We start from the raw sequence: 24,630 nt of genomic DNA, 5'->3' as shown, positions 1-24,630 counted from the left end.
CGCAATGGATACTGAAATCAACGTTCTCGCCTTGGTCAAAGGTGAAGAGCGTTTTCTTTTTCTTTTCGACGATGCAAATCGCGACGAAACTCTTCGCCAACTGGCCCGGTTCGCCGCCGATCCCGAGATAGATTTTTCGTGGTACGACGCCGCGATGCTGAGTCGCAAGATTCGTGACGCAGTGCCTACCGAGGACGACACGCTGGCAGGGCACGAGTTCGACAGTCTATCGATCGACGACTTCCACTAATCGGATTTCGGCAACATGCGTCGCGAGATCGCACAGTTCCTGACTTATTTGGCTCAGGAACGCAACGCTTCGGACTTGACCATCAAAGCCTATCGTGAAGACCTCTTTGGTCTGGTCGATTGGTTGGAAGCGACTCATGGTCGGGTGCCACATCCCGACAGCCTGACGCCTCAGGACCTGCGTGCATTCCAATCAGCCTTGCAACAGGCCGAGTATGCGCGGGCAACGATTTCACGAAAGTTGGCTTCCCTGCGCAGCTTCTACAAGTTTGCGATGCGTGAAGGGATCGCCAACAGCAATCCGGCCAAGCCGCTTCGGAACCCGCGGCGACAACGCAAACTGCCGCATGTGCTGACCAATGACGAAGTCGGGCGACTGCTGCTAACGCCACCGGCAAACGAGACGTCGGGACTGCGTGACCGGGCGATCCTAGAAACCATGTATTCGGCAGGCCTGCGGGTCAGCGAATTGGTAGGACTGCGTGACGGCGACGTCGACGCCGACGAACAGATCGTCCGCGTCCGCGGTAAGGGTCGCAAGGAACGCATCGCACCATTGGGTTCGTATGCGATCAAAGCCATCCACCAATATGAACAACGTCGCATTCGCGCCCCCAAAACCGAATCACTCGGCCGCCAGGCCCCCGTGTTTGTCAACCGATTCGGCAACATCCTGACCACCCGCAGCGTCGGACGGATGCTAGAGAAATATATCGGTTTGGCACAGTTGGATTCACGGACCAGCCCGCACACCCTGCGTCACAGCTTTGCAACCCATCTGCTAGATCGCGGTGCCGACATCCGCAGCGTTCAAGAATTGCTTGGTCACAAGAGTTTGGCGACCACCCAGATCTACACGCATGTCAGTGCAACGAACCTGCGCCGCGTTTACGAACAGGCTCACCCTCGCGCCCACATCGGATAGCGAACAACACGCGAGAAATATCTGGCGTGTTGGACGAAGCCACCCGTCCGCGCTGACAGCGTTCGGCTGAACGTCGCATTGCCAACGGGTTAACATTCGATTGGTTAACGTTTGATGGGTTAACGTTCGATGGGCATCTTGGCGTTCAATTCGACTTGCCAATCACGGAGCTGCGTTTTCAATCGATCGCGAATCTCCGGATGGGCATCTGCAAGGTTGTTGGTTTCGCCAATGTCTTCGCTGATCCGATACAGTTCGGACGTACCGGTTTCATAGAATTCGATCAGCTTCCAATCGCCATCACGAATCGATGCGCCCGGTTTCCAGCCAGAGCCGTGGTAATGCGGGTAGTGCCAATACAGTTTGCGTGGATCCATCGCGATGCCTTTCAGCGCCGGCTGGATACTGACTCCGTCGGCGTGCAGCTTCGGCGCCATCGGTAGTCCAACGAGGTCGACCAAGGTAGGAAAGACGTCCGTGCTGACGACCAACTGATCGCTGATGCTGCCCGGTCGGGTCACACCGGGGACTCGCATGATCATTGGTTCACGAACACCACCTTCGTAGAGCCAACCTTTGCCACTACGCAGCGGCAGGTTGCTGGTCGGGCCACCGACAAACTTCTCGGCTGCAGTCCGGCGTCCGTTGCGTTTGGGTTTGCGTGGCGGCAATGTGCACAGTCCACCGTTGTCAGAAAAGAAGACGATGATCGTGTTTTCCTGCAGATTGGATTTTTCCAGAAACTGCAAGATCCGTCCCACACTTAGGTCCACCGCGCCGACCATGGATGCAAACTGCGGGTTGTCCTGTCGTGATCGACTGATGGCATCCCGTTCATGGATCGGTTCCACTTCGGTGGAGAAGCGTTCTTTGGCAATTTCTTGGTAGTGATCGACGCTACGTTTGTCGGCCTGGATCGGCGTGTGAACGTTGTAATAGCTCATCAACATAAAGAAGGGCCGCTGACGATCGGCGTCTTCGATCAAATCGATCGCTTCGTCGGTCAATCGTTCGGTCAGGTATTCGCCGTCGGCCTTTGCTTTTAGATAGGGGTTCGTCCAGGGCGCGTAGTATCCCCCCGGCGGTGATCCAACGTGACCACCACCAATGTTGACATCAAATCCCTGGTCCGTCGGCAAGTAGCCTTCGCCGCCGAGGTGCCACTTGCCAAGAAAGAACGTTTGATAGTCGCCCTGTTGCTTCAGATATTCGGCCAAGGTGACTTCGTCGAGGGCCAATCCATTGCGATCATCGACATGCTGAAATCGCGGCTTAGATTCGGCATTCGCACGCGACCCTGGAATCCAATCGGTGATGTCGACCCGGACTGGGTGGCGTCCGGTCAACAAGCTGGCTCGCGTGGGTGAACACACCGGACACGCGGCATAGGCCTGCGTGAATTTCATGCCCGACTGAGCCAATGCATCGATGTGGGGGGTTTCATGAAAATCGCTGCCGTAGCAAGCCAAATCAGCCCAGCCCAAGTCGTCCACTAGAAAGAAAACGACATTGGGTCGTTCAGCGTAGACGCCACGGGTCATGCCCATGGCGACGATCCATAGCAGTGCAAGTCGAATCACTGGCTAGACTCCGGTTGGAAAAAAAGGGGAAGTGGCGGGGAACTGGCCGACGCCTAGATGCTCGATTTCAATCCTGCCAGGTCGTTCCTGACATTCGGACGGGGCAGCGTACCTGCGGGTATCCGACATGATAACCGCTGGGCGGGTCTGGCCTGGGGTTGGTCCACGGACAATGGGATCCAGACAACCATGGCTCCGGTCTGGATCCTGTACGGTTGATCCCTGATTGCGTTCAAACTAGTCTCCATCGGTATACGGACGTTTCCGATTGTCTCATCCGACCACCCCGCATTCAGCGGTCGCCCACTGGCGTCGTTCTCCATGAAATTCTCGTTTGTCATCCCGGCATTCAACGAAGATCGGTACATCGGTCGGTGTCTGCAATCGATCCATGCGCAGATGGCGGGGGAAGATTACGAGATCATCGTGGTCGACAATGCATCGACCGATTCGACCCCCGATATCGCGGTGCAGCACGGAGTGACGCTACTGACACTGCCGCACAAATACACGATCAGCGCGGTCCGCAATCACGGCGTCGAACATTCCAGTGGCGACATTTTGGTTTTCATCGACGGCGACGTTTATCTGCACGACACGTGGCGGGACAACCTAGACCCGGTGATTGAATCCATCACCTCGCACCCTGCGGTCGCCGGTTCGGTCTACGCAGTTGACCCGAACGCGTCGTGGGTGGCCAAAGTGTGGTTCGGCCCACTCTTCCAAAAGCAACAGAAGGTCACCTTCATCAACGGTGGTCATTTATTGATCACACGAGATTTGTTTGACCGGATCGGTGGATTTGACATTCGTTTTGAGACCGGCGAGGACCACGAATTTTGTGAACGGGCTCGGGCGCATGGGGCGGATGTGTTCAACGAAATCAAGTTGGTCACGGTGCACCTGGGATACCCCAACACGGTGGGGCATTTCTTTCGCCGCGAGCGGTGGCATGGAAAGGGAAACTTCACTCCCATCAGCCGAATCTTTGCTTCGAAGATCCCCATTTTTGTGCTGATGTTGCTAGCCGCGTTTTTGTTCAGTTTGATCGGCCCGTGGGTCACAGGGTGGTGGCCAGCGATTTTGGCCTATCCGATTTTTGCATTGGCGCTTTCAACGCTGGCAGCCCATCAGTGGCTAGGCGGATTTCGCCGCGGCTTTGTCCAATGCATGTTTTTATCGTGGTTGTATTTCACCGCTCGCGGGTTCTCGTTCATTGATGTCCTACGAGAACGTCTTGTCGGTGCAGCAAAGACGAATTAGACAAGTCATCTCTAAGATCCAATGTCATGAAGGTCGTTCATATCGTCGCCAGCTGTGCTTTGTACGGCAAAGAACAAGTCATCTTGGAATTGATGCGCGCCCATCGCAGCGCCGGGATCGATTCAATTTTGGGCAGCATCCGCGTGCCCGGGGATGATCCCAAGGAAGTCACGGAAGTCGCCCGAAACGAAGGTTTGGCGACACATACCTTTTCACTGAAACGGGGACTAGATCTTCGCGGCGGACGCCAGATGGCAGCGTGGTTGATCGCCAATGATGTCGACGTTTGTCACATTCACGACTACAAGGCCAGTGTCTTGCTTGGAATGCAAAGGTGGCGTTGCCCGATGCCGCCGCTGGTGCGGACGTTGCATGGATTCACAACGACACGCGTGATATCGGCAATCGCAGTTTACGAATGGCTGGATCGTCAGTCGCTTCGATTTCACCGCAGCGTTGTCGGAGTATCCGACGAAATGCGAGACATCACTCCTGTGCCGATCACTGTCATCCGCAACGGCATCCGCCCGATGGACAACCATGGTCCGGTGGCCGACCGGTCATCGTGGAGCGAAAGTCTGAAGTCCTTTGTTGCGTCGGGAACCATTTTGGGAACCGTCGCCCGACTGAGCCCCGAAAAGAATCAGGTGGCGATTGTCGACGCGGTCGCCGCCCTGGTCCAACGCGGACACGATGTCAAACTGCTGATCGTCGGCGAAGGGCCGCAGCGAGAACCCATCGAAGCCGCGATCGCACGCAACCAAATCGAGGATCGCGTGATGTTGGCAGGTTTTATGAAACAGGCTCGTGGGACGCTGACCGCTATCGACATCTACTTACAACCGTCCACCACCGAAGGCACACCGATCTCGATCCTAGAAGCGATGGACGCGGGTGTCCCGATCGGCATGTCACGCGTGGGTGCGATGACCGGATTGGTGGATCAAGGTGTCGGATTCGCCGTCCCGTTGGACGCGGCATCAATGGCCGATTCGATCGAAGCGGTTTTATTAAACCCGGATCAGCAAGCGGCACTGGCTGCGAAGGGGAAAGAAGTGTTCGCTCAAGTCTATTCCGCCGACATCATGGCCGATGCCTATGTGGACGTTTACAAGCAAGCCATCGCATCGAATTAAGGTCGAACCACACATTCGATTCACAACAGGACTGCCGCGTCGGAAACTATGGCGAAGGCTCCTGACGCAGTTGCTGCGCAACGAATTCGGTGAACAACTTGGCCGCGGATGGGTCCATGTGATAGCCATCGGGAAAGCTATCCGGCCCGATCCCCGGGACACTGCGGGCATCGATATGGCGAACCCCGGCCTTTTCCAGCTTCGCGAGCAAACCAGGATCAAGGCGAAACGGTTCACCAACCGGAATCGCAACGACCGACAAATCAATCCGATGCTGCTTTGCGACCGCCAACAGGCGTTCCAACCGCACATAGCTGGCCGCACGCATACCGTCGGTCGGCGACGGTGATTCCTCCAACTCTGCGACCCGGTTCAAACGCTGGGCGGTGACCTCGTACATAGGCACCAACGCCGCCAAAACCCGTGATCGGATGCGTTCTGCGACGGCGAACGATGTCAGATACTTGGCGGCGAACAATTCGAAACGCCCAGCAAAACTGGTGACGTCTTCGGATAGCGTATCCGCCTGGTTTTCGGCATTCAGATACCACGCCCCAAGTCGACGGGGGCGGACAATTCCGTCGTCGGTCAACTGGTTTTGCGCATACCCGATCACGACCCAATCACCGGCGTTCAAATCGGATGCTGCGACACGATCAAACAAGTATCGCCACTCGACGACACTGGTATCGTCGGGATGAATCTTCGCAAGATGCAAGTCGGGAAACATCGTTGCGAACGTATCCGAGTCGATACCTTCACGAATCAACGAGTTCCCCAGGAACAGACCACTTGGTTGATCCGCCGACGCCACTTCGTCGATGATCTGCTGAATTCCAAACTGGTGGACCAGATCTTTCGACAGCTTGCTTTGCAGCTTCCGAATCGTGCCTTCAAACACAATCAATGCAAACAGAACCGCGACCACGACCTTCCATTCTTGTCGAGGTTTCGGAGGCTCCGCCCATTCGTGCAGCGTCGTCACGGGATTTCCGGTGGTGTCAGACATACATCAAAACTGAAAATAGATAAAAACGCTGGCGGTCGGTGGCGGAAAGATCCACATCATGAAAACCAGGTAGGTATAGAAGGCGGCCCGGACGGGCCAACGGACACTCAGCAAACTTAGCATCTTCCCACGGCGTTCTACCCACCATTCGTACGCCGTGACGGGCAATGCGAAGAACAAGATCATTGCAAACGCAGACCAAAACAACGGTGCGGTCGCCGGCCCCGACATGACCGCCGCCCAACCATCAAAATCCAACAGCATCATCCGGCTCATCTCGATTGCTTGCGACATGTTTTGTGCGCGAAACAACAGCCAACTGAAGCAGACCAAATGAAACATGATGACGGTCGCAACGAACCGCACCAACCCATTGCGATCGACCATCACCTGCAAGCCACGTTCCACCGGACGATACAGGCACAGGATCAATCCGTGGAACAGTCCCCAGGCAACGAACGTCATGGCGGCACCGTGCCACAGTCCCCCCAACAGCATCGTCAACATCAGGTTGCGATAGGTCGCAAATTCGCCGCCCCGGTTCCCGCCCAATGGAATGTACAAATAGTCTCGCAACCACTGTGACAGACTGATGTGCCAGCGGCGCCAAAAATCCGAGGGGCTGGTGGCGAAATAGGGCATACGAAAATTGAACATCAGATCGATCCCAAGCCACTTCGACACGCCTTGCGCAATCGACGAGTAGCCGGAAAAGTCACCGTAGATCTGGAACGCGAACGCGTACACTGCCACCAAGCATTCGGGGCCCGTGATTTCGTCGGCGGGCATATCGAAGACCGCGTTGACAATGGGCGCCATGTTGTCGGCGATGACGATCTTTTTCATCAGACCGATCAGGACGTGATACAGCCCTTCCTGAAAGCAACCCGTGCTGAATTTACGTGGCTGTTCGATCTGTGGCATCAACCGCTCGTACCGTTCGATCGGACCAGCGACTAACTGAGGAAAATAGCAGACGTAAAGCGCGAAGTTCGGCAAGTCACGACTAGGTGTGATCCGACGACGATAGACGTCGATCGTGTATGACATCGTTTGAAATGTGTAGAACGAAATCCCGACTGGAAGCGCGACCGACAACAGACGCACCGGCATCGAAATCCCCACCATGTCCCCTAGCTGGACCAATTCGCTGAGGAAGAAATCGCAATACTTAAAAACTCCCAGCAGCCCCAGATTGGTCGCCATGGACAACCACAGCCAACGCCGCCGAGCGGTTTCGCTGGTGACGTCATGAACTCGCTGCGCGACGATAAAGTCGACCAGGGTAGAGATCCAGATCAGCGACAAGAATCGCCAATCCCAGGATCCATAAAAGACGTAGCTGGCAACCAACAGCCAAACGTTCTGGGCACGATGGGGCAACAGCCGATAGACGGCCAGCACCAACATGAAAAACACCCAGAAGAGATAGCTGTTGAAAAGCATTTAGCGAGGCGAAATGAAAGGTGATCGCGAGATTCAGGGACGCAGAGATCAGCTACTGTTGGACGACCACACCCAGCACGGGTGTTTCCAGCGTGGCCAAGTCCGCGATCGTCCGCTGCATCCGCGCCGAATGCAGGTCCGTCGGTGGGACCGACAAGACCATGCCCGAACTTCGGCTAGCGGATTGTTCCAATTGCAATGCATCTGCGAACAGAGGGCTGAAGACCAGCACGAAGTCGGACTGTTGCTGCAGTTCCCGCAAACAGACGCCGTGACCGGCCTCTGGATCATGATGGACATCAGCGACTTCGTTGACAGGCCAACTGCGGACCAGTTTTGACGAATCGATCGTGGTCGCCGTCCGACCTTCCCCGTGCAGAACCTGGGTGACATGATGCGCCAGAGTTTCGGCATGTTCACGATCATCGCTAGCCAGTGTGACGACCCCTTGGGATGTCCCCAACCGGTGGCAAATGCGAAGTGCGATCCGCGCCATTTCCGAGTTGGCCGTCACAGCATTCTTTTCGAACTGTTTTCGACTCGGGGCCCGGCCCAGAACGGCAAGCCCGAACGACGATCCGGTTTCTGGTCGGCGATCAAGGGCGGACTTAAGCGACACCAAAAACAGGGGCGTGATCAGGCAACCAAAAGCGGCGACAAACCCCGCGGCGAACCACTTCGTTGCGTTGCTGGATACACCGTTGATCATCGGAGTGGCGTCTTGCACGATCCGCAACTCGTCGGTTCCCGATCGACTAGCCTGCTGGAACGTTTCGCGACGCGTCTTCAAACGGCCCAGTGTCAGGTCGGCCAATTCGACGTCGTCCTGCAAGGGCTTGATTTCATTTTGCAGCGACACCAGTTCCTGCAGCCGCGTTTTGTGTCCTTGAATTTCCGATTCCAGGTACTGCAGATTGGCATCCGCCGCGACCTCGCTGCCACGCAACAGAGCAATCGTTTGATGTTCGTTCGACTGACCGGCTGCGGCCAGCGGCATCCCTGGGATGGCAACGGCGCCAAGCAAGGGCATGCTGTCGGTACGCCCGCTGATGCGTCCATTGATCTGAAGCAGTTTTTCTTCTAGCTGGCGAACCTGTTCATTCTGATTCGCCATCAACACTTCCAGATCCCCCTTGGCTCGTTCAAAGTTTGCATCGCTGATCAAATCACGCTCGTGCAACAGCTTGGCCCGATCAAATTCCTTTCGTGCGACGTCGATTCGAACCTTGAAACTTGCCAGTTCTTTTTCTCGGCGGATACGGTCTTCCAACAGTTTCTGTTTTTGCAGATCGTAGCTCGCTTCGATCGCCTCTCGTTCGTTTTCGTAGGTAGATGCCGCTAGATCACGGGACGCGGCGTCGCTATCGATATCTTTCTGCTCGTCTGACGCTTCATCGGAATCACCATCCTCATCCGTGCTGACCATCGTCTTCGCGTCGTCGCTATCACCACGATCTTGATCGCTCGGACGCGGCACTTTGCGTTCCACATTCTGCAGCGCCAACATGCTCTCGAACTGTGCTCGGCTAAGCTGTTGTCGATCCAGCGCCGCAGCGATGCGATTTTCAGCATCCGAAATCGATTGACGTATTTTGACCATTTCGGCCGTCAAGGATTCGATCGTGCGCACTTGGCCCAGTCGCAGTTTGTCGCGCAGCCGAATGTCCGCGGCCAGTTTGGCTTCGGCCGCGACCTCGATTTCACGTTGGAAATCATCCACATGTTGGCGGATTGAATTGGCGCGAAAGGTGCGTGCCTTGCGAATGAACTCTTCCATCGCGTCTTGCAACAGTTCACGTGCCTGCTGTTCGTCTTTCGACATGTAGGCGGTTTCTAAAGCCGCGTCGCTGGAAACGTCAAACCGCAACCGATCGGTAAAAACTTCGAAGTCGATCGGCACATCCCATCGATCGTACAGATCAGTCATCAGCGAGGGACTGATGACGGCGCCGGTCAGGTTCCGCAGATCGGGTGAAACGTAATAGGGTTCGGTCACTCGGTTGGGTGAATACAGCATCTTGCCGACGTACCGATAGCGTTCGCTTCGCATTTGAGTCGCCAAGCCCGCCGCAACCAGCAACGCAATGATCAGACTGCAAACGACATACACGGGACGAGCCAAGACCCCACGAATGGCCAATTCAAGGGGTGACCGAATTTGCAGCTTCGGACGACGGGATGCAACTTGCACGAAATGCAACTCCGGCGATTCGATACGCCTTCGAGGTCAACGGGAAAAGGCTAGCCGGATCGTTCCGCCGAATGCATTTCAAGCCATACGGGTGAAGGAACGGGGCCGCCTTGGACAATCAATTCGGATTTTGGCTGGTACGGTGTCGTTCGAAAACCTGCCACCGAAATCTCAGTCGGATCAGCCCTACCGATCGCTTAATCGACCGATGACGGATGGATGCTTGGCGGCATCGAACACCGCCGGTCCCCATCTGCGGACCAGAAATTCAGCTGCAAAAATTGCAACCGCGCAGCTCCGAACTCTGCATTGGTAGGCTACTCGGAAGGCCCCTACCGTCAATAGACACCCGTATAGACCGTCCAGTTTGCGGTCAAAGCATCCCGAAACGGGCTGCAGGGCAGGCGGCGGTCACCTAAATCGCGGTGATACGTTCGGCCGCCGCTCGAATCCGGCAGCCCGCAAGCCACATCGCACCCTAAAAAGATTCGTCGGACACCGAGCCATCGGAGTCGCCCAAAACAGGATCGACGACATCGATTTGAATGTCGTAATTAGCGACATTGTCGCCACGCTCGTAACGATACAGAGCGATCGCCTTGGCTAGATCGATCCATTTGTCGTGCATATCGAGTTCCGCTGCCTGCAACGCGCGAACGTTTTCAAGTCGCTGAAAAAGACCGACCTTGCCGTCCTTATACAGCTCACCCAGCACGATCTGCTGCTCGGTCAGAACGCGGACATAGTCCTTGGCCTCTGCCAGAATCCGAAACGAACCTTCGATTTGCAAACTCAGTTCACGGAGCTTGCCGACGATGTCGTGGGCGATTTCGTTTTGGCGAGCCTGTTCGTGTGCCAATTGAAAATGGAACTGACGCACCTCGGCATGCTCGGACCTTTGACGCAGACGACGTTCATAGCTGACGCCTGCCCCCCAGGTATGAAACCCGTCTTCGAACACGGTCGAAACTGAATCGTCCAATCCTTTGTTCAATCCGACCTTGGAATACAACGCATGGGCTTGGACGTCCGGCAGCAGTTTGTTTTTCGCCGCCGCCAGGTTCGCGCGAGCTTCCTCGATGCGGGCGCCGGACTCGGCAATCTCGGGACGCGTCATCGCGCGAGCAATGTCGGACGTGACATCGGCGGGTGAAATCGATTCCAGTTCCAAAGTCGCCGTGTCGATCGGCAAAAACATTTGGTCATCGGCCAGCAATGCATCCATGTTTTGCTGCATCATCATCGCCAACCCAAGTTCCGTTCTTAGACGCATCTCGGCAACCCTTTGATCTCGCCGGGTCTTTTCCAGATCAACGCGAAACTCGTTCAGAACCGAAGCCGTCTGCAGCACTTGGGGGCGGGCGCTTTGCCCTAAATCCTTTCTCGCGTCTTCCTGCTTGGCATATTCATTGGCGAGTTCGACGAAAGCTTTGGCCACTTTTGCCCGTCGACTGATCCCGGCCAATTCCCAGTAAACCAGATCAATGTCGCGGACGATTTCACGAAGTTGAACCTGGAAATCGAATTCCGATTGTCGTTGCCGAGCCGCCGCGACCCGCAGATTGCGCTGTGCTGCCGCTCGGCCTCGGCCGCGAAAAAGTGGCTGATGAAATTCGAAATTCAAAGCCGATTCCCAACCCGACGGAACAATCAGTTCCGGAGCGTCAGGAAAATAGTTCAGATAGTTCGTCCCCACCCCAACTTCGTACTGACCGCCGGTAGCCAACTGCTGGCGAAGATAAAGCTGGTTGCGGCCATTCTGAGGACGAAAGTAGTCAATTTTTTGACTGGAAACCGGTGCACCGAAGGTTGCGATTTCACTTCGCACCTGACGGTTGTCTTTGCCGCCAAAAGTAGAGACCCCGGTCACTGGGTCAAAGGCGCCTCGTTCGATCGAAACCATCGCCGCGGCAACCCCCGGCTTAGGACTCAGCACCGATACTTCCTTGTTGTTCGCCAGCCCCAACCGGACGGCTTCGGCCAACGTTAGACTCCAAGCTTCCGCGGGCTGCGCACGCAGTATCTGTTGGTGAAACAGCTCGAAATCGTCCAATCCATTCACGGCATTGTCCCCCGCCACATCGTCATCCGGCGACGCCTGGGGCAAAGCTTCTGCGGAACCCGCTGAATGTCCCGGGGCCGGCGTCGCCGTTTGACTTCCCGCGGTAGCAGGCTGCTGAAGCAGAATTGATTTCTGGACGGGGACTGGTGTCTGAACCGCTACTGGAACAGTCGGATTGCTGGGCCGATCCCATACGGACGGGGCCGATCCACCGGAGCGATCCCCGATCCCCAAACGTGTCGGCGCGGGCTTTTCCATTGGCGTGGAAATCGCGGCGTTTGCGGGTTCGGAAACCCACGGGTTCGATTGCGGACGCGAGGGTTGGATTTCGACCGGAACGGGGGCATCGATGACCGCTTCGGACTCCGGTTTCCCCGACCACGTTTCGCCGTACCAGGATTCGTCGACGGTCTCGATCGCGTCGATGAAGTGATCGAACGTATTCGCTGGACTGACACAGTATTGCTCTGACGAACCGTCCGCCGCCGCACCCGAAGATCCCACCGCTGCCGCAACCAACGCTGTCAGAGCGAACCGAGTTAGCAACGAAGGTGGTGGGCAAAACATAGCGACGGAGATGACTTTTCAGAGAAATCGGTCAGAACGGTCGACATTCGACGGGGCAGTCCTACCGCTGTTCGTCGTCCAGTTACATCCGTAACGATCGAAGAAATTCGCACGGGCGACACGACTGATTTCATTGCCAAGATCATCCCAACCGTTGCATCCCCCCCACACGAAAACCACCCTTTCAGGGGGACAGACTGGACGACCGCTAGATAAACTATCACTTTTTCGAAATCCTCGGCCGCCCCACCGCACACCAACCGGGGGGAATCCCCAAAGAATAGCGGTTTACCGTCCCCCCTTATGCTGTCGCCTACGCCAACTGAAAAACCACAGCCGTTTATCGCTCGGGATAGCCCTTTCCCCCAACAATACGGCACTCCAATGGGGGCAGATGAAATGCAATCAAATCACCCGGGAGATCGAATTCGGTCATGGCGGCACCACCATCAACTAGTTAACATCTGTGCAGATTTGGCGAACGAACGATTATGCCGGTTGCATGTTGTTTAGCGATTGTGTCGACTTTGATGGCAGTTAGAAGCTGTTGTCCAACAGCCAGACGCGAAACAGAACAGCGTCGTCGGATCAGCCGTGGCACCACCACCGATGGTGCCGCCCCCCATCACGCGACCGATCCCGCAGCGATGGGTTATCGTTCCCCCCCCGTTTCTATTGCGACAGAGTATGGCGATATGAGGTGCCCCCCTCCCGACCAAATCGATTCGGCAAGGATGCGCCGCACAGCAGAGGACTTTCAGTCCCGCGTGCCCCCCAACGCAGGTACTTTCGAAGCGTCTCGCCTAGCGAGCGCGGTCGCAGTCGCCTGTGATGATCAAAACCGTGTTGACCAAATCTGTGCCGATCCCCCCCGTGCCGACTTGCTGCACGTGGGTCAATCGTCATTGCCGATTCAGCGTGCGTCGTGGTTTCGGCAACGCTGCGAACAGGTTGCCGCGATCGTGTTTCTCGTCGCGTTGAGCCCGTTGCTTGCGCTGCTGGCCTTAGCCGTTCGGCTTTCCAGCCGTGGCGATATTTTCTATCGGCAGACCCGATCGGGAATCGATGGTCGTCCGTTCCAGATCCTGAAATTCCGATCGATGTCCAGCGATGCCGAAGATGGAACCGGTGCCGTTTGGGCAACCAAGAATGACCCACGCGTGACCGCCATCGGGCACTACTTACGCACACTTCACCTGGACGAATTGCCACAGTTATGGAACATCGTTCGCGGTGAGATGTCGTTCGTGGGCCCGCGTCCAGAACGTCCGGAGATCATCCGCGGACTGGAATTGCAGATTCCCGGTTATCGACACCGCTTGGATGTCTTGCCGGGCGTCACAGGATTGGCCCAGGTCAATCTGGATCCGGATGAATCGATTCATAGCGTCAAGCGAAAATTCGAACTGGACATCGAGTACATCTTCAGCGCGACACCGCTTCTGGACCTGCGAATCATTTTCACAACCATGTTGAAGATGTGTGGAATCCCGAAACAGTACTCGACTTCGTTGTTCCGATTGCGTCGTGTTCCCGTCGTTCCGATGGTGGTCGAGCTACCGTCCAACGCCCCCTGGTTGGCCGATGCCACAGGCGAAGCCAAAAGACGCCAATCACACATGCTCGAAACTGTCGGCTAATTGTCGGTTGCCACTATGAATGACGATCCGCGAATTCGCGTCGCTCACATTACGTTTGGCCTGGACGTGGGCGGACTAGAAAAGTTGCTGGTCCAGTTTGCCAAGCACGCCGACCCGAACCGTTACCAGTTGACGGTCGCGTCGCTAGGTCAGATCGGCCCGATTGGCGAACAGCTGCGCAGCATGGACATCCCTGTCGTCTGCATGCACCGCGCCGAAGGTTTTCACCCAAGTTTGGTCGGCCAGCTGTACCGGTTCTTTCGCAAGATCCGAGCCGACGTAGTTCATTCGCATGACCCCAGGCCGCTCATTTATGCGGCACCGGCGGCTCGGTTGGCCCGAGTCCGATCGATCGTTCATACCCAACACGGACGCGTCTTCGGAACATCGCCGCGTCAGCAGTGGTTGGTTCGTCAGGCGTCTCGAATGGTGCACCATTTCGTCGGTGTATCGCACGACATCAGCGATATGGCCATCGATCTGGGTGTGAACCCCAAAACGGTTTCCGTCATTCAAAACGGAATCGGAGGAGATGCCTTCGAATCCGATCATCCCAGACGATCGCACGACGAACGCCCGTACGTTGTTTGTGTGGCGCGGCTGAGTCCAGAAAAAGGCATCTCGACGCTGATCCAGGCAGCCGAAATCATGGTGGCTGAACACCCGGATGTTCAGATCATCATCGCTGGTGAAGGCCCATGTCGCCGCGAACTGCAATCACAGATCGATTCGCTAGGCCTGAACGACACGGTTCGGCTGATTGGTGAAACCGCCCAAGTTGCCGAACTATTGCACCGCGCCCGCGCGTTCGTGTTGCCGTCGAATTCCGAGGGTGTTTCGCTGACGTTACTGGAAGCGATGTTCGCCGGGGTACCTATCGTTGCAACCAACGTCGGTGGTACGCCCGAAGTGATCCAGAACGGAAGCAACGGACTGTTGGTCCCCGCCAAGGATCCACAAACGATGGCCCATGCAATGATGGAACTTTGGAACGATTCAAGACTTTGCGACAATTTGATCACCGAAGGTTACCGGGTTGCCAGTACCCGATTCGGAATTGACCAGATGCTGCGGCAGTACGAAGCGTTTTACGAATCGGGCCGAAAGGATCGTCGATCCAATGCCAAGGTCGACTCGGGCACAGAGGCGGCGACGGCGTGAATCAGTTCGTCGGCGCCAGTCTGGCCGTGGGCAGTATCGCGATCTTGGTCTACACCTATGTCGGCTACCCGTTGCTGCTGGCATGCAAGGTTGCGTGGCGGTCGCGCCCGCTTCATTTCACCCAACCGCCCGGCCAATCGATCGCGATCGTCATATCGGCGCGCAACGAAGCCGCCAACCTTGGCCGTCGGTTGGATGAACTGACTCGTTTAATCTCTCGTCAAAGCGGCCGCTGCGAAGTGATCGTTGTTTCAGATGGATCGACCGACGATACCGCCAAGATCGCAAACAGCTACCAATCCAAAGGTGTCCGCACGATCCAGTGGAACCAAAATCGCGGCAAGGCGGCGGCGATCAGCGCAGGCGTGGCCAGTACGCAGTGCCCCATTGTCGCCTTCGCCGATGCTCGTCAACGATGGAGCGATCCAACCCTGAACGCGTTCCTTGAAGCGTTTCGTGATCCAACCGTGGGTGGGGTCAGCGGGGAACTTGTTTTGGAAGCCAGCCCCGGTGTTCTAGCCGGCGTCGGAGCGTACTGGAAATACGAGAAGTGGATCCGAAAAACGGAAAGCCGACTCGGTTCACAGATGGGAGTCACCGGCGCGATCGCAGCGGTCCGGCGAGAATGCTTTCGCCCGATTCCTGATGGCACTATTTTAGACGACGTGTACTGGCCGATGCAGGTTGTCCTGCAGGGCAAACGGGTTGTGTATCGTCAGGACGCGCAGGCCTTTGATCGATTGCCCAGTGACGTCCATGGTGAGTTCCGTCGCAAGGTACGCACGTTGGCAGGCAACTTTCAGCTGGTCGCACGTTGCCCTCGGCTGTTGGTCCCCTTTGCGAACCCGGCATGGGGTATGTTCATGTCCCATAAAATGCTGCGTCTAGCATGCCCATGGGCGATCATCGCTGTCCCCATCGGATGCTTGCTTGCCGGGGGCCCGTTGTTCCATACGATTTTGGCCGCGGAAGTTTTGTTCCTGATCGTTGGTGCCCTGGGCCTGGCCAATTCGCTTGTTCGAACCAGCAAACTGGCGTCAGCGGTTGGATCGTTTGTGATGCTGAACGCTGCCGCGTGGGTCGCATTTTGGTGCTGGTCGTTGAGACTGACCGACCGGCTTTGGTCTTCGTCGGCCTATACCGGCGATGCAAACCAGACCGCGATGACGGAGGCATCCGCCACGAGCCCTGGTCCATGACAGATTCGCAACCACCGAACGCAGATACCGATCCGGAACCCAATCTGGACGCTGCATCACAGGACGGATCCCCGGATGTTGATCCTGAAAACGGGTCATCCACAGGCAAGGTTTCGATTGGGAGCCTGCTGAGTGATTCGGCGGTCTATGGCATCGCCAAGATCATCGACCCAGCGATCGGTTTCCTGCTGCTACCGATCGTCACTGCGATCCTGATGCCAGAGGATTACGGACTGATCAGCCTGTTCACCGCAACGTCGCACGTGATGTTCACCATGTGTTCGCTGGGGGTCCACCAGGCATTTTTCCGCTACTTTACCGAAGCGACCTCGGACGACCAACGCGACACGATTACCAACACGTCAATCAGTTTGGCGCTCCTGTACTGGTTGGCGGTCATCCCGTTTGCGCTGTGGTTTGCCACCCCGATCAGCAGCTGGCTGTTCGACATTGAATCGCCCACCCTGGTCTATCTGTTGCTGGCATTCAGCGTTGTGCAAACCATCGATTCGATCGGTTGCAATCTGCTGCAAGCGACCGGCAGGGCGTGGAGTTTTCTGATCAATTCGGTGTTTGCGACGATCGCGGTTCGTTCGTTGGCCGTGACTCTGATCGTGGCCGGGGCGGGTGCCTGGGGCTGGATCACGGGCGAGACGCTTGGGCGAATTGCCGCAACGGTGATGATCGTCGCGATGGCAATGCCGCGAGCCCGTTTACGAATCAACCGACAGCAAGCGAAAAAACTGTCTTGGTATGGCGTGATGCTGGTACCGGCGATGTTGTCGTTCTATGTGATGACCATCACCGACAAGTTTTTGATTCGGATGTTATGCGACGATCCGTTTGCGCAGGTCGGACTGTACACCGTAGGCGAACGGATCGCGGGCATCATGCACATGGCAAACTTCTCGATGATGGTTGGTTGGCAGCGATTTGCGTTCCGCAACATGCACGAAGACGAAGGACGCGACCTGATCGGATACGGGATGTACCTGTATCTACTCGGTTCGGGATACATGTTGTTGGGACTGATGCTGCTGGGCGACGACTTGACGCACTGGGCGATCGCGTCGTCGTTTGATGCCGGACTAGCGACGATCCTGCCGTTGACATTGGCTGCATTCGTGGGCGGCTTGGCAAACATCTCGGATATCGGGCTGCACAAACGCAGCTTGCCGCACGTGATCAGCACGATCATGTCCGTTTCCGCCGTGCTGAACATCGCACTGAACTTTTACGTGATCCCACGCTACGGCATCCAGGGTGCGGCATGGGCCACCTTTGCCTGTCAGTCGCTACGGCTAGTGTTGATCTTTGCCGGATCCCAGATGGCGTTTCGCGTGAACGTTGATCTTCGCCGCGTTGTTGCCATTACAACCCTTTACGTAGTCGCATTCGCAATTGGAAAAGCGTTTGACCCGATCGGATGGATTGGGGCCGGTGCCATCCAGTCGGGAATCCTTGTGGCGGTCCCGCTAGCGATATGGTGGTTACCGATTTTAACTTCTAGTGAACGCGCCCAGATTCGCAGGGTGATTGCCAAGGTCACCGGGAAACACCCCAGCGAATCGGTTCAGTAGCGCCCCGTTGCCCGTCCGTTTGCCGAACACCATCGGGCTGGTTTCGGAGCTGTCTAGCTGCATCGATGTCATTGATTAAGATGGGCAGACTTCTCGTTTTCCATTCGCCTGACGCCCGATCGTTTGCTCATGTTGATCCGCGGACTTCAACCCGAATCACTCCGTCATCTGCTTTTCGATCGCCCGCCGGCGATCGATCCTGATCAACCGCTGCGTGTGTTCTATGCGGTCTGCGATCACTACGAACCGATGTGGAACGATGCGCCGGCCGATCAACAGAAATCGCGTGTGGACCGTTGGTCCGATACGCTGCCTAGCCTGATGTCGCCGTTTCGTGATTCGGCTGGACGAAAACCACAGCACACGTTTTTTTACCCCGAAGAAGAGTACCGCCCACAGTACCTGGATGCGTTGCGTTCGCTACGCGATCAAGGTCTGGGCGATGTCGAAGTTCACCTGCATCATGACAACGACACCTCGGAGAGTCTGCGATCGAACCTGCTGCGGTTCACCAAACGATTGCACGACGATCACGGTTTTTTGACACCGCGTGGCGATGGAACCTTTTCGTATGGATTCATCCACGGCAATTGGACCTTGGACAACTCGCATCCCGATGGGATGTACTGTGGTGTCAACGACGAACTGGACATCCTTCGCGAAACGGGTTGCTACGCCGACTTTACCCTTCCGGCTGCCCCCAGCCCCGCGCAAACGGTCACGGTCAATTCGATTTATTACGCCAAAGATGATCCGCTGCGTCCGAAGTCGCACGACCGAGGCACGCCAGCCACCGTTGGACAAGGACAGCCCGACGAGACCCTGTTGATGGTCCAAGGACCGTTGGTGGTGGACTGGACCGATCGCATCAAGGGCATCGTGCCGCGGATCGACTACTGCAATTTGCAAGGCCGACGGACTGCGACCCTAGCCCGACTAAAACGCTGGATCGATGCTGGCGTGATCGTCCAAGGCCAACCGAATTGGCGGTTTGTCAAACTGCATACCCATGGATGCGAAGAAGCCAACATGGAACACCTGCTAGGGCCCGCGATGGACAAATTCCATCGTGATTTGGCTGACTACGCACGATCGACCGCTAACTTTGAATATTACTATGTGACTGCGCGAGAAATGGCGGCGCTCGTGCACCAAGCCGAAGCCGGCTATACCGCGCCGGTGTTTCCGACCGCGGCTGATCCCGACGCGGTCGTTGCTCCGGCCTCGGCCGCCTCGACATAGGTTGCGACCCAGCGGTTGGCGATTTGCGAACCCGCAACGGCCAAGGCCACAAAGATTACCACAGGAATGTCGAACCCTTTGGACAGGAACATCGCACCGACGAAGAATCCGGTCCAAGCAGCCAACATGCATTCCAACCAAACGATCAACTGTTCTCGAGTGACCGATTCATCCTCGTCGATTTCCAACAACGCCGAACGCGATCGCCAAAGCAACCAGAACGGCATCAGCACAAACCACAACCAAGCCAGCAATCCAACGATGCCCAGTTCGGCAGCGGCTTCGACGACGGAATTGTGTGCCGAGTACCATTTGTCACCTGCGTATCGCCGATCGATGTACCGGGAACCGTAGACGGTTTCAAAAGTTCCGATGCCTGTCCCTTGAACGAAGTGATCCGAGAACATCCGACCACCGGCTTTCCAGACGGCCAATCGAGTCTGAGCGCTTTCGTCTTCCTGTGCGGCTGTGGTGATGGTGGAATACCTGTCGACCGCGGCTCCCGGCATTGCCACGATCGCAACCCCGATCAGGACAGCAGCCACGGCGAACTTCTTGGTCGCCGATGATCTTGAAATCAGAAACAAGACGCCCACGGCCGCGATCATGGACAACAATCCGCCCCGCGACTCGGTCACAACGATGCCGACCGACAACAGCCCGCCGCACACGGCGCCCATCAATCGATCGGATACCCGCTGGCCACGCACCAGCATCCACCACGCAAACGGCAAGACGGCCACCAAGGCCTGAGCCAATTCGTTTGGATCCGAAAGAATCCCGTTGCCCACGCCTTCGATCCTTCCCTCGGCAGAAAAGTCCATCGTCAACTTCGAATGAATCGCAAGCACGCTTAGGAACCCGCCAACCACCGCCAACGTGCGAGTCAAGTTAAACAGACCGTCGGTTGCGACGACCAGCGTGCCGATGAACGAAAATAACAGCAGGAACTGGAACCACTTGATCGTGAAATCCAAACTGTAGGCGATCCAATAGGACGTCACCGAAGTCACCAACATGGTGATCCATAGGGTCAGCAGCGACTTAGACAGCGGCAAACGAAAGTACTGGAATTTGATCCCGGCCATCATCATCGCGAAGGTGATCCCCAGAATCGCCAACGTGACAGGTTTGATCGACGCCAAAATGGGAATGAAATCCCAAGGGCGGATCAGCACCGATGCGAGAAAGATGATCAGCAGCAGCAACGGAAGCCGCATCGTTTCGTCCGTCGACACCAACGATCGCCCCTGAACCGATTGATCAAAGTCAGTTTCACCCGACGACGCCCCGTCCACGGAGGAATCATCCGTGAAGGGTTGGGCGGCACTGTCGCGAGCAAAGGGGTACACGGTTTACGGTTTCCGGATTTCGGGTGAGGCAAGCAACCATCATGAACCCAGCGGCCGCGACGTCCATAGGCCAGGACGCCAATTCGGCAGCGATCGCAGAAATTTTGACGTTGGATGCGTGAACCGTTGACGCGCCGAAGTCATCGCGAAACCTAATCTCGCCCATCCAAGATGATGCGAATCAACTGATCTCGCGCCGATTCCCAAACATCCGGATCAGTCGACCAACTGATATCGGTCCGTGCATAGGTCGGGTCGGCCGGTTCATCGATCGACACTTCCCACAGCGCCCGCGGGATCATGGATTGGACGACCCGCATGGTGGCTGCGGCGTCGGCTTGCCCAGCCATCTGCAGATATTCATAGTCCTGCAGTCCACGCCGCCAATGTTTCATTCGCAGCGAAGCGATCGGCCCATCGATGTCGTAACTTTCGTCCGGGTACACCTGGTCCGTTCCGGGATAAAACAACACGCCGTCACCGTTGTTGTAGTTCCATCCGGTCTGCCCCAACACGGGATCCATTGTGGCTTCGCCGCCGAAGGTCTTGGCGCTACTGAACAATCGCGTGTGCTGGCCTGACCCTTGAAAATCTCTGTAGTAGGTACCGGACCAAAGGAACCAACGGTCGACTTGAAATTTGAATTGGCACCAAGCCAGTTGTCGCATCGCCACCCCATCATCGTCGGTGGCCATCGTTCCGGAGGCTGGACGAAACCCGTTGTACATCCAAAATCGTTTTCCGGGCGCGGTGCGAATGTGTTCTGCCGCAGCCTGCCACTGTTCCGTAATCCCCACCGCCAACGTGCTGCAGGGCAGACTCAGCGAAGGTGTCTGTGACACCGCACGAGGAAGCGGCATCGTGGCCATCGTTGGCAGATTCGCCCCCGGACCTGGATTCTCTTTCACCCAATCCGCCCACTGTTGGACCTGTGGATCGTCGTCCGATTCGTCGGCGAGGTACAAGAACGTTTCGGTCGGTGTCGCAAACGAACGATCGGGCAGGTACTGCGCCCATGCATCGGTGTTTCGCCACATTGCCGACTTCGGGTCGGGCGCGTTCTTCCAGGGCCATGCGCCGTAGGTGCCGATTGCGAAGATATTGTTTCCCACCGCCTGCCCGGGGCCTTCGTACCCTTGGGCGGCGGTGAATAGCGATCCGTCCAGTCTGGATTTCCAAACGGCGTCCATCATTTCGATCGGCGTGTGTTCATGGACCAACGAAATTCGGTGCCGATGAGCCATTTGGAAATGGCGGTCCACGATCGCTTTGGAACGACGGATGACGTCGACCGGTGCATCATCGATATACGGTCGCCCAACGTATCGTTGGTTGATGTCCTCGTTGGAAATCACCAGCATCGTTTTGGCAGATGGCAGATCAGGCAATCGGATATCGATCACTTCCAATTCAACCGGGACCTGTCGATTCAACTGACCGGCCGCCGTGACCCGAACCTTCCCACGATAAACACCGGGTGCATGGTCGGGTGACACGTAAACGTCAAACCAAACGGATTGCGATTGATGCGCGGCAATGTCAAAACGAGGGTGCAGTTCCATCGGGACTGCGATGTCGGGGTAGGAACGGTCATGGTCGGGCCGATCCATCCATCCGCCGCGGGCGAAACCATCGGCATCGTGGGGGCGGCGCAACCGATGCGGGACGTGGCGTTCGTCGTAGTGTTCGTAGGCCAGTTTTGAACAGCCTTGGATTTTCAGATAGCGAACCAGGAAACATTCGACATTGCGTCCTCGGTAGTCGAACAGCGATGTCTTCGAATCCGCCGGACGTGAATCGATGGTACCGCTGTCGCCGGTCAACGGCCCGAGTCCAACGGTGACCTCCTGTAGCCCTGCTGCCGCGGCTTCGATGATCAAATTGAACGCGACCGTTTCGTTCACCGCCGCTCGGACCCGGATGGTTTCACCATCCCAAACCGAATTGCGAACATCTTCGCTGGCATCCAGAAGGCGAGTTTCTTCCTGGGCAACTTTATCTTCGCCCTGATTGGCCCAAACGGCAATCGATTCGGCCTGTGCCGCAGTGGCGGGACCGAGGATCATCGCCATCAAGCAAACGCAAACGCCCCAACCCAACCTCCGGCGTGCCGCATGGCGGTCCCCAATGAGACGGTTTCCAGCCAGGCCATTTCGAGTGGGGCGATCGGCAACGACGTGATGGGCAATTCGGATCGCACGAACGGACGCAAACATCATCGGTGCCCCTAAGGAAAATGTGGTTAAAAACCGGTTCACTGCGTTCAATTGCAGGCGAGCGTAACCAACCGCCGCGGTGTGGCAAGCGGGCGTGGATGCCACAGACCGCACCAGCGTTCAGCCGGCACCGTCTGGGCATCAGGGAACCGTGGTGGGTTTCACCTGGTAGCGTCGCACCTGAATTTCACCGAAATCGGCAGCATCGATTCTGTCAAAACGATCTTCCATCCATGTTTCGATCGCTTCCCAGTCATCCAGCGTCCAAAGACAAAACCAAAAATCGCCCATCTGCTGCAGTTCGGATTCCAGCCCCGATTCGTTCCAGCCTTCACCCGCGTTTCCAAACCGCTCGGGAACCCGACGAGTGGCGTGCCCGGCACGATAGTAGTGGAACGATTCTTCGCCGATGTCTTCGTAAAACACGACCGGCGAATCGGCAGCCCGGTGACTGATCATCGCGGCAACACCGCGCCAATCATGTTTGTGATTGCGAGCGTACATGCGTCCCAGCGACCCCATCGCGATCAAGCACACCAGAGCAATCGAACACCAACGCAGCATCTTCAGACGCTGGGGAAGATGCCAGATCGCAACCGACCATGCGATGATGATGCAGGGAATGACGGGACTGAGATAGCGACAGTTCAACAGCGAGTCATAGACGACGGAAACGAACAGCGCCAGCGACATGACGCCGATCGCAATCAATGCGGGGACCCGAATGATTCGAAAGACCGACTTGATCGACAACAGCGCGGGCAGATAAACGCCGCCCAGGACGACCACTTGCGCCAACAACATCATCATCAACCCGTCTTGCTTCCAAATCCCCGTTCGCCCAGCCAGGGTGTACACCGGGAAATACGCGGCGTGTTTCATCCACGGGTTGAAGGGCGCCGTCCACAGTGTCAGTTGCAGCAGGAAATTTGGGGACCAGGGCAGGAAGCACAGCAGACTGATCAGGCCCATCCCAACGTATTGAACGAACCGCGACAGCCGTTCATCTTTGCGACCGAAGACCAGCGGAATCCACAACACCGTCAACACGAACAGCGTGTAGTAGTGCAGGTGGGGCAGCACAATGCTGCACGCGGTCAATGCAACCCAATAGCGGCGACGTCCATCACGCAAAATCTTTTCAGTCAACCATGCCACGGTCGTCACCAAAGCCGTCAGCAATCCAAACACGCGTGCTTCGCGAGCCAGGAAAATCATTGCTGGATTGATGGTGACCATCACGACCGCAGTGACCGCAATGCGTCGATCGCGACAGATCGTCATCGCGAACACCCAGGTGATCACGATCGACATCACATCAGCAACCGCTGAAAAGATCCGAGCACTTTCGATCGTATAGCCGAAGACCGAACACCACAGTTTCAACAGAATGAAATAGCCGCATGGATTGCCGATGTCCAAAGCCGCGCCGGTGATCAGGTCATGAAACGACGCCGACGCCATCTTCAGGCTGCAAGCTTCGTCATACCAAATGCTTTCCCAGCCGACTCCGATCGACCGAAGCACAAAACCGATGACGACCAGCGATGCGACCAGGATGACATCCGGCCATGTCCAAATCCCAGCGGTGCCAGAATTTGCATGACGGCGCACGCGCCCCGATCCGGACGCGACCGTCGGGACATCCTGCCGATCTTCGCGATCAGAGATTGCTGGTTCCGTGAAATTCATGAATCCATGCGGGAATCGAACGCCCAGTGAAGCATCGTTGGCGGGGAATCGCCCAGGATCGAGGTCCTAGCGGTGCCACCACCGAAGAAAAACGCGTCAGCCTATCCGGCTTCCCCCCCC

General features: G+C 56.6%; 17 protein-coding genes. 9 read left to right on the top strand and 8 right to left on the bottom strand.

The window, feature by feature from the left end; genetic code table 11:
* Nucleotides 1-4: 4 nt before the first annotated feature.
* Both K227x_RS08450 and xerC read left to right on the top strand, forming a co-directional pair.
* A complete protein-coding gene (locus K227x_RS08450; protein ID WP_145169110.1) occupies nucleotides 5-250 on the top strand; it encodes a hypothetical protein in 246 nt (81 codons plus the stop codon).
* A gap of 15 nt (nucleotides 251-265) precedes the next feature.
* Nucleotides 266-1,174, top strand: coding sequence for a tyrosine recombinase XerC (xerC, locus tag K227x_RS08445; RefSeq protein WP_145169109.1), 909 nt, complete (start codon nucleotides 266-268; stop codon nucleotides 1,172-1,174).
* 119 nt (nucleotides 1,175-1,293) lie between these two features.
* On the opposite strand, the gene K227x_RS08440 is transcribed toward xerC, so the two are convergent.
* A complete protein-coding gene (locus K227x_RS08440; RefSeq protein ID WP_246146674.1) occupies nucleotides 1,294-2,754 on the bottom strand; it encodes a sulfatase in 1,461 nt (486 codons plus the stop codon).
* 321 nt (nucleotides 2,755-3,075) lie between these two features.
* Here K227x_RS08440 and K227x_RS08435 point away from each other — a divergent pair, with 321 nt between their 5' ends.
* Complete coding sequence (locus tag K227x_RS08435) at nucleotides 3,076-4,017, top strand: glycosyltransferase (protein ID WP_145169108.1); 942 nt, start codon at nucleotides 3,076-3,078, stop codon at nucleotides 4,015-4,017.
* Between the two features lie 26 nt (nucleotides 4,018-4,043).
* Nucleotides 4,044-5,153, top strand: a complete 1,110-nt coding sequence (locus tag K227x_RS08430; protein WP_145169107.1) for a glycosyltransferase family 4 protein — start codon at nucleotides 4,044-4,046, stop codon at nucleotides 5,151-5,153.
* 46 nt (nucleotides 5,154-5,199) lie between these two features.
* On the opposite strand, the gene K227x_RS08425 is transcribed toward K227x_RS08430, so the two are convergent.
* From K227x_RS08425 to K227x_RS08410, 4 genes are all read right to left on the bottom strand, one after another.
* Nucleotides 5,200-6,162 (bottom strand): hypothetical protein, encoded by a 963-nt coding sequence (locus tag K227x_RS08425; RefSeq protein ID WP_145169106.1) that lies wholly within the window; start codon nucleotides 6,160-6,162, stop codon nucleotides 5,200-5,202.
* Nucleotides 6,163-6,165: 3 nt separating this feature from the next.
* Nucleotides 6,166-7,608: an MBOAT family O-acyltransferase gene (locus tag K227x_RS08420; protein WP_145169105.1), complete on the bottom strand. Its 1,443-nt coding sequence runs from the start codon at nucleotides 7,606-7,608 to the stop codon at nucleotides 6,166-6,168.
* A gap of 52 nt (nucleotides 7,609-7,660) precedes the next feature.
* The gene (locus K227x_RS08415) at nucleotides 7,661-9,799 is read right to left on the bottom strand and encodes a coiled-coil domain-containing protein (RefSeq protein ID WP_145169104.1); all 2,139 of its coding nucleotides are present in this window, start codon (nucleotides 9,797-9,799) and stop codon (nucleotides 7,661-7,663) included.
* Nucleotides 9,800-10,277: 478 nt separating this feature from the next.
* Nucleotides 10,278-12,428, bottom strand: coding sequence for a TolC family protein (locus K227x_RS08410; RefSeq protein ID WP_145169103.1), 2,151 nt, complete (start codon nucleotides 12,426-12,428; stop codon nucleotides 10,278-10,280).
* Between the two features lie 734 nt (nucleotides 12,429-13,162).
* Between K227x_RS08410 and K227x_RS08405 the strand changes: the two genes are divergently transcribed.
* The 5 genes from K227x_RS08405 to K227x_RS08385 all read left to right on the top strand — a co-directional run bounded on the left by K227x_RS08405 (nucleotide 13,163) and on the right by K227x_RS08385 (nucleotide 19,250).
* Nucleotides 13,163-14,068: a sugar transferase gene (locus K227x_RS08405; RefSeq protein WP_218933865.1), complete on the top strand. Its 906-nt coding sequence runs from the start codon at nucleotides 13,163-13,165 to the stop codon at nucleotides 14,066-14,068.
* A gap of 15 nt (nucleotides 14,069-14,083) precedes the next feature.
* Nucleotides 14,084-15,229, top strand: coding sequence for a glycosyltransferase (locus K227x_RS08400; RefSeq protein WP_145169101.1), 1,146 nt, complete (start codon nucleotides 14,084-14,086; stop codon nucleotides 15,227-15,229).
* Nucleotides 15,226-16,428 carry a glycosyltransferase family 2 protein gene (locus K227x_RS08395; RefSeq protein WP_218933864.1) on the top strand — a complete coding sequence of 401 codons (1,203 nt, stop codon included), beginning with the start codon at nucleotides 15,226-15,228 and terminating at the stop codon, nucleotides 16,426-16,428. The genes K227x_RS08400 and K227x_RS08395 overlap by 4 nt, the downstream gene beginning before the upstream one ends.
* Nucleotides 16,425-18,008 carry a lipopolysaccharide biosynthesis protein gene (locus tag K227x_RS08390; RefSeq protein WP_218933863.1) on the top strand — a complete coding sequence of 528 codons (1,584 nt, stop codon included), beginning with the start codon at nucleotides 16,425-16,427 and terminating at the stop codon, nucleotides 18,006-18,008. The genes K227x_RS08395 and K227x_RS08390 overlap by 4 nt, the downstream gene beginning before the upstream one ends.
* A gap of 129 nt (nucleotides 18,009-18,137) precedes the next feature.
* Entirely contained in the window at nucleotides 18,138-19,250 is a 1,113-nt protein-coding gene (locus K227x_RS08385) for a hypothetical protein (protein ID WP_145169099.1), read from the top strand.
* On the opposite strand, the gene K227x_RS08380 is transcribed toward K227x_RS08385, so the two are convergent.
* The 3 genes from K227x_RS08380 to K227x_RS08370 form a co-directional block, all read right to left on the bottom strand.
* Nucleotides 19,175-20,602, bottom strand: coding sequence for an O-antigen ligase family protein (locus K227x_RS08380; RefSeq protein WP_145169098.1), 1,428 nt, complete (start codon nucleotides 20,600-20,602; stop codon nucleotides 19,175-19,177). The genes K227x_RS08385 and K227x_RS08380 overlap by 76 nt on opposite strands.
* A 152-nt stretch (nucleotides 20,603-20,754) precedes the next feature.
* Nucleotides 20,755-22,674, bottom strand: a complete 1,920-nt coding sequence (locus K227x_RS08375) for a DUF4091 domain-containing protein (RefSeq protein WP_218933862.1) — start codon at nucleotides 22,672-22,674, stop codon at nucleotides 20,755-20,757.
* A gap of 285 nt (nucleotides 22,675-22,959) precedes the next feature.
* Nucleotides 22,960-24,510, bottom strand: a complete 1,551-nt coding sequence (locus K227x_RS08370) for a glycosyltransferase family 39 protein (protein WP_145169096.1) — start codon at nucleotides 24,508-24,510, stop codon at nucleotides 22,960-22,962.
* Between the last annotated feature and the right edge of the window lie 120 nt (nucleotides 24,511-24,630).

It is taken from the genome of Rubripirellula lacrimiformis, from assembly GCF_007741535.1.
Classification (GTDB): domain Bacteria; phylum Planctomycetota; class Planctomycetia; order Pirellulales; family Pirellulaceae; genus Rubripirellula; species Rubripirellula lacrimiformis.
The sequence above is the reverse complement of the archived record's forward strand: the minus strand, read 5'-3'. Positions and strand labels throughout refer to the sequence as shown.